This is a genomic window from Streptomyces sp. NPDC057565 (assembly GCF_042801455.1).
GTDB lineage: Bacteria > Actinomycetota > Actinomycetes > Streptomycetales > Streptomycetaceae > Streptomyces > Streptomyces yanii.
The window spans coordinates 23043-29346 of sequence record NZ_JBHVFU010000080.1; the positions used below are offsets into that span (position 1 = coordinate 23043).

Annotated in this window: 7 protein-coding genes; 3 read left to right on the top strand and 4 right to left on the bottom strand. The window is 65.8% G+C overall.

Features of this window, described 5'->3' with window-relative positions:
- Window positions 1–612: 612 nt before the first annotated feature.
- Complete coding sequence (locus ACFU8W_RS47535; protein WP_384052063.1) at window positions 613–909, top strand: transposase; 297 nt, start codon at window positions 613–615, stop codon at window positions 907–909.
- A gap of 64 nt (window positions 910–973) precedes the next feature.
- Complete coding sequence (locus ACFU8W_RS47540; protein WP_384052049.1) at window positions 974–1129, top strand: hypothetical protein; 156 nt, start codon at window positions 974–976, stop codon at window positions 1127–1129.
- Window positions 1130–1270: 141 nt separating this feature from the next.
- Here the strand turns inward: ACFU8W_RS47540 and ACFU8W_RS47545 are convergent, their stop codons facing one another.
- The 3 genes from ACFU8W_RS47545 to ACFU8W_RS47555 are packed head-to-tail and all read right to left on the bottom strand — an operon-like array spanning window position 1271 to window position 4052.
- The gene (locus tag ACFU8W_RS47545; RefSeq protein ID WP_384052051.1) at window positions 1271–3028 is read right to left on the bottom strand and encodes a hypothetical protein; all 1758 of its coding nucleotides are present in this window, start codon (window positions 3026–3028) and stop codon (window positions 1271–1273) included.
- Window positions 2980–3516, bottom strand: coding sequence for a transposase (locus tag ACFU8W_RS47550; protein WP_384052065.1), 537 nt, complete (start codon window positions 3514–3516; stop codon window positions 2980–2982). Before ACFU8W_RS47550 ends, ACFU8W_RS47545 begins: the two co-directional genes overlap by 49 nt.
- The gene (locus tag ACFU8W_RS47555; protein WP_384052053.1) at window positions 3513–4052 is read right to left on the bottom strand and encodes a winged helix-turn-helix domain-containing protein; all 540 of its coding nucleotides are present in this window, start codon (window positions 4050–4052) and stop codon (window positions 3513–3515) included. Before ACFU8W_RS47555 ends, ACFU8W_RS47550 begins: the two co-directional genes overlap by 4 nt.
- A 529-nt stretch (window positions 4053–4581) precedes the next feature.
- On the opposite strand from ACFU8W_RS47555, the gene ACFU8W_RS47560 reads away from it, so the two are divergent.
- Entirely contained in the window at window positions 4582–5157 is a 576-nt protein-coding gene (locus ACFU8W_RS47560) for a hypothetical protein (RefSeq protein ID WP_384052055.1), read from the top strand.
- Window positions 5158–5652: 495 nt separating this feature from the next.
- Here ACFU8W_RS47560 and ACFU8W_RS47565 read toward each other — a convergent pair whose 3' ends face one another.
- Window positions 5653–6078, bottom strand: a complete 426-nt coding sequence (locus tag ACFU8W_RS47565) for a 5-carboxymethyl-2-hydroxymuconate Delta-isomerase (RefSeq protein WP_384052057.1) — start codon at window positions 6076–6078, stop codon at window positions 5653–5655.
- Between the last annotated feature and the right edge of the window lie 226 nt (window positions 6079–6304).

The window sequence follows — 6304 nt, forward strand, 5'->3', positions numbered from 1 at the left end:
ATCACGGAGAACACCGGTCAATCACAATGTAAGAACACGGCAACGGCCCCCGACCTAGTCACCTGGTCAGAGGCCGTTCACCTGCGGTGGGTGTGGGATTTAAACCCACTGTGACATCGCTGCCACGACGGGTTTTCAAGCTCGTGGCCAGCCTGACAGCTCAGGCGCAGCCGCAGGACAAGGCGTAAGCGACGAATACCGCTGCCACGGCAAACGTGGCTCCGGCCGCGCCAGCCAGCCGCCCGCGCCGCCCTGGCCTGGCGGGACGAAGCAGCTCCCAGCCGCCATAGCCGAGGAAGGCCAGCACGGCACCGCCTACTCCCCCGGTGAGGAGCGGGCTGCGCCCCCATCCCCAAACGAACGCCAGAGCCAACCCCAGCACGGTAAGGCAGGCAACCACCGTCAGCACTACCTCTCCGGCGAGCTCACCCAGGAATTCACGCAAGAACGAACCGACGCCGCGAAGCACGCGTAGGACGCGACTCAAGGCCACAGGAACAGCCATGCGCACCCCCGGAGACAGTCTCGAATGATCGGACCCTACGAGATCGCGATGCGTCAGGGAAGAGAGCTCAGAGGGGGAACTTCACCTTCAGCGTCACCCTGATCACCCTGAAGTTCCGCGAGGTGCAACAGGTCTTGGACCACGCCCGTACCCAGCAGTCGGACGAGCACTGGCGAGCCAAGTACGCCACCCGAGCGGGCGTCGAAGGAACCATCCACCAGGCCGTCGCCGTCACCGGCATGAGACGCGCCCGCTACCACGGCCTGGACAAGACCCACCTGGAACACGCCTTCTCCGCCGTCGCGCTCAACCTCATCCGCCTCGACGCATGGTGGAACGGCCATCCCCTCGACCGCACCCGCACCCGCCACCTCGCCCGTCTCGACCTCTCCCTCGCCGCGTGACCAGCAATAAGCCAGCAGGATCCGCGAGCTCGGCAAAGCAGACGCCCGCGCCGCCCGCCACGGATTGAGCCTGACCCTGCACACAGGCTGGGGCGCGCACTACTACGGCAACACCCCGGCCGTCGTCCTTACCCCGGGCTGGTTCAAGGTCCCTGACCAGCCGCGCACGGAGGACCTGATCCGGGCTGCCCGGCAGCGCCCCGACCGCTGCGACTGGTAGTCGTCCATGAACGGTACGAGACCCCGGGCGATGGCTTCCGGGGTTTTCCGTGACTTGCTGGCGGCGGTGTCACGCCCAGTCCACTCCCAGCTCCCGCAGCGAGTCCAGCTGCTCCTGGGCGAGCTTGTCCCGCCTTGATTATCAGGGCTGATCTACACGGCTGCGCTGGCGGTAGGCAGCGGGAGTTGAGGAGTACGAGGGGGATCTGGTGTTCCCCTGGATCCGTACGGTGATCACGGCGTGGGGGCGGCCGCCTCCGGGTTCGGCTGGGGGTACCTCTGTGACGCGAAGGCACTGGTGGAGCAGAGCTTTGCGGGTTTTGGGGGTGAGGTCGAGGACAACGAGAAAACCCACGGGGATATCAGTGGCACCGTACTCGGCGGGCTGAACGCTGTAGCGGGTGCACAGGTAGTCCATCGATGCGTTCTTGGGTTCCTGCTTGCATTCGATGACGATGTAGAAAGCGCCGTAGAACAGGACGATGTCGGTGCGGCCGGCGCCGATGTTCTTCACTTCCCAACGCGGGCTGGTGCTGACCGACGTATACAGGCGTTTGGCGAGGTCTTTGGCCATATCGACCTCCTTTGGCGATTCCTCTTCCTTGGTGAAAGGCCGCAGGAAGGGTTCGCCCAGCGGGCCGCCGGACTCGGCCTCGATGGACCAGCGCGTGTAGCGCAGGAGGAAGACCAGCAGTTCCTCGACGCGAAGTGCAGCTTCTCCGCCGATGCCGGTGATCCGGTCGATGTCCTCCTGCAGCTCGCGCAAGATGGTGTTGGCGTAGTCGCTGAGATCGGGCTCGCGCGCGGCAAGGACGGCCCGACCGGACTTGTTGAGGTCCTCGGCGAGCTCCGGCTCGTTGTGTAGCAGAGCGGTCAGGCGGTCTCGCACCGGTGCAGGCAGTGCCAGCGCCGAGGTGACGGCGCTGACCTCGATCTCACGGCCTTTTGGGTCTTCACTGCCGCCTCCGGTGCGTATCAAGTCACGCAGTTCACGAACGGCGGCCCGGGCTTCCTGGCTGGCGCTGGGGTCGTCGGCGTGGAGGGACAACCACCGATCGAGGAAAGCGGAACTGTCACCCCTGGCCGTCAGTGAGCTCATGAGCCGGGGCTTCAGCAGGTGTGGAAGTGCTGTGGCGTCACCAGACGCGGGCGGCTCTTCGGCGGCGTGGGGGATGTCGGGCGGCACGAGCAGACGGATGGTTCGGTGCGCGCTGTAGGCCTGAGCAATGGAGGAGATGAGCGCCGGCGGGTCCCACCACACCTCGTTGAGGCTGTGCAGGGCGTGCAGTCGGTCGGTGAATTGCACCCAGGCGGCGGTGGCATCCGCTCGGGGCTGGCGCCAGGTGGGCCTCTCGCGGAGGCCGGTCAGCCGGTACTCCACCACCAGTGCGTGCAGGTCTTCGAGGGTGGAGCCGGAGATGGTGTTGCCGGCGGTGAAAGACAGCAGGGCGCCCAGAGCGGTGTGGAAGATGCGGGCGTCCAGGCGGTCTTCGTAGCGACTGCACCGGTCCAGCCACACCAAGGCCTGCCGCAGCGCTGGAACGGCCTCATTCAGGGTGTTCTTGGCCAACCCAGTTCGCATGTGGAGCATGGCCAGTTCGAAGGTGATGTCGTCTTCGCAGGCTTCCAGCGACAGCAGGCTTTCCAGCGCGGAGGGCACTTCAGCGTCATCCCACCACTCGGCGGCAGCACCCAGGGCGCGGATGACCCGCTGGATTAATACGGGGTCGGGATCGGAGCCCACGATGCCTTCGGCCAGATCGGTGGCTCGCTCGACCAGATGGCTGCGCACCTGCAGCGAGCGGATCCAGCCGCCCAGAGCCAGGCGCGTCAGCCCTTCTACTGAGGTTTTCAGGGTGGGTTCGGTTGGGTGAGGGTCAGTCCGGTGGCGGTGAGGCATCCGTCAATGAGGTGGGGCCGGAGCTGGGATCTGCGTAACTCGCGGCGGAGTACGCGGTCGAGGTCGTCGGGTGTGTCGAACGCGGTGTTGGCCATCGCTCTTCGCAGCAGTGACCAGATCACCTCGACGGGGTTGAGATCGGGTGCGTACGGCGGGAGGCGGATGGTGGTGAGCCAGTCATGCTCGGCCTCGTACCGCTTCAGGCCTGCCGTCAGGTGCGTGTTGAGATTGTCCCAGACCACCACGATGGGGCCGCCGAGCTGGATGTGGGCCCGTACCAGCAGGTCCCGGTAGTCCTTCCAGGAGAAGCTCTTGCGTGCCCCCTTCAACAGCAGGTGACCGTGGGGCCGGTATATCAGCCGGCTTGCCTCGCCGGGTTTGTAGCAGCACAGGGCTGCCACCGATGTTCGGCGGCGGGATCTGCCGCGGACCCGGATGACGGGGGTGTGTCCGCGCCGGCCCCAGGTACGGGCGCGGGGCGGCGTCATGGAGAAACCGGCCTCGTCCTCGAAGACGATCCAGCCCCCACACGCCGCCGCGATCCTTTTACCCGCGGCCACACCTCCTTCTTCCACAGCTCGACGGCGTGATCGTCGCGCTCGAGTGCTCTGCGGGCGGGTGCCTGCCAGGACCAGCCGTGCCGCTTCAGCAGCCGCCATACCGTCGCCACCGACAGACTCAGCCCGAGCTGGTGGCGGATCACCGTCTGGACCCTGGCCAGGGTCCACGGCTCGTCCCCGAAGCCGTGCGCGGCCGGACCCTTGCCCAATTCCTCTTCCAGCACGGCGAACCGGGCATCGGTGACAGCCGGGGAGTTCGCCGGTCCGGCCGAGCGCAGGGCCTCCAGCCCGCCCTCGCGCCAGGCGCGGCGCCAGCGTTCCACCGACCGCACACTCACCCGCAGATCCTTTGCGATCACCGCGGTCTTCTCACCCGCCGCGAACCGCCGACCAGCCTGAAGCCGGATCCCCTCACGAAACGCCCGACGCTCAGCGGTCAGGCCCCCACCCTCTGGATAACGCATACCAACGGCATACCGCGAGGATCATCAACCGTCACTACCCGACGACAACCCGAAATCCTCAGTAGGATCCGGTCTCCGGCAGGAGACGGGCCGCCCCTGGAGGAGACGTGAGCCGCGAGTTCGCTAAGTTCGGTGTCTGCTTTCTGGGCGTCGTGGCGTGGGCGGGCTTTCGCGACACGGCATCGGCACCTTCGTTGGTGATCGGCTGCGTGTGCCTCGCAATACTCGTCACAATAGTCACTCGCTACTTCACTCTCCGTCTCCGGCGAGAGATCCAGGCCATCAAGGAAGACAACAGACAAGCTCAGGAACGCCGGGAAGCATGCAAGCGCGAGCGACGGGTGGGTGACTAGCCGACCGGCGCGTCATGCGTGCCCCGTCCGTGCCCGATAGTGCAGGAAACCACGGGGAACCACGGCGACGAGCGGGCGTCGCACAACAGCATGGCCCCTGATGATTGACGGTGACCGTACCTGTCTCCACACATGCCCCAACCAGCAAAACCACGATCTACAGCGGGAGTACTACCGTGGCCCTGGCCTTGGCCCGAATACGCCGTGTCCCAGCAGCCGTCACCGCCATCGCGGTGACGGCTCTGGCCGTCTCAGGATGCAGCGGAAAGCAAGAAAACGCCGATCCGTCGGCAACTTCCGCCACCCCGACGCATCCCACCACATCGGCAAGCCGCCCCGAGGGGGCGAGCACGACAGAAGACGCGTCGCCCGAGCAAACGCCGACAGCCTCCCCGATGCCTCCTGATCTTCCTCCCGCCGTGGCGACAGCGCCTGCCGCTGCGCCGACGAGAGAAGGAGACACCAAGGTCTACACGTTCGGCGACATTGAGATTCGGCTCACCCCGAACGAACTCGGCGTCTACACCGCCATCCACATTCCCAACATGTCGCGAAGGGCCATGTACTTCTCTGTCACAGTGCGCGTGACAGGGCCGCACGGATACGAGGTGACGATGAAACGCTCCTTCCCCAGCGTGCTGCCAGGGGACTCGGCGCGGGAAGCGGGACTTCTCATTGACAAAGACGAAGCTCCGGTACCAGACAACCCCGTAGCAGAGATCGTCACGTTCGAGCAGACCAACAACGGATAAATAGCCTCTGCCAGGGCCAAGTAGCCGTGGTGCTCCTCGGCACAGACAAGGCTGCGGCCACCCAACAACGACAGCAGCCCACGGCATCCGACCTAGTCAGAGCCGTGGGCTTCCTCAACCTCGCTGGTCAGCGAGGCCCTTGCTCAGTAGACCGGCAAGCCAGGCAAGTCTGCCCCCACGAGTCCCCCGGTGCGATTGCACCACCGACTTTGGCCGGTTCAGTGGGAGCACAGCCAGCCCGCTGGAAGTGGGCTGGCTGTGCTCTGGACTATCCGAGGGCGGCCAGCAGCAAGCAACGGCCAACGACCGGGAGCGACCGCGAGGACGCGGCAGGCTGCCGTGCCCGCACGGATTGGTCGAACTGTGGTCCCGTCAGCCGGGACCAGGCGCTCGATCGTTTGCTGAGGAGTCCGAGCCGACGTCCATGGCGGCACAAGGGGGGCCGCCTCGCACTTCCTCAGGGAGCCAACCGTGGCCGGCGGACAAGGTCCATGATCAAGCGTCAGTCACCTGGGCACCCTGCGGGATGGCGTCCCGGGGGACATCCCCGGCGGACTCGATGTGGCTCGCATACCCGTCCGGGTCAAGGTCGCGTACTTCGACCGAAAAGTGGACCTCGAATTCCGGGACAGGCTCGAGGCGTGTGCGAAGAAGCGCGAGGACGGATTCGCTGAGCGCGCGTTTGACCTCAGCGCTACGGCCGACCTTCAGCGCGATCGCGATGTGGACCGCCTGGTGGGTTTCCTCCGTGCGGCCGGCGATGTACCAGTCGTCTTGAGGGTAGATGAAACGGATCCGACACGCCTCGGGGCGTGCGCCGCTGTTGGCGACGATCAGCGAGTGCAACTCCGGGCCGAGTACTTCATAGAGGTCCTCACTCCCGCCCAGTTCATTGGTGTACATCACGGTTACATGTGGCATGGACACAGCATATTCACCCTCTCACCATGCTCGCCGACGAGTTCCTCGACAAAGACCATCGTCTTGCCGCAGCAACACGACGGGCTCTGCCGGCCGCCGCAGGTTCCCTCCCCCAGGCGTCCCCGGCGGCGCTAGTGCCGCATCAGGCAACGTTTGCCCTGTTGTGATGTGACGCGCCTTCCGGGTGCTGTGGCGAACGGCGCGTGGGCGTCATTCTGTCCGGGTG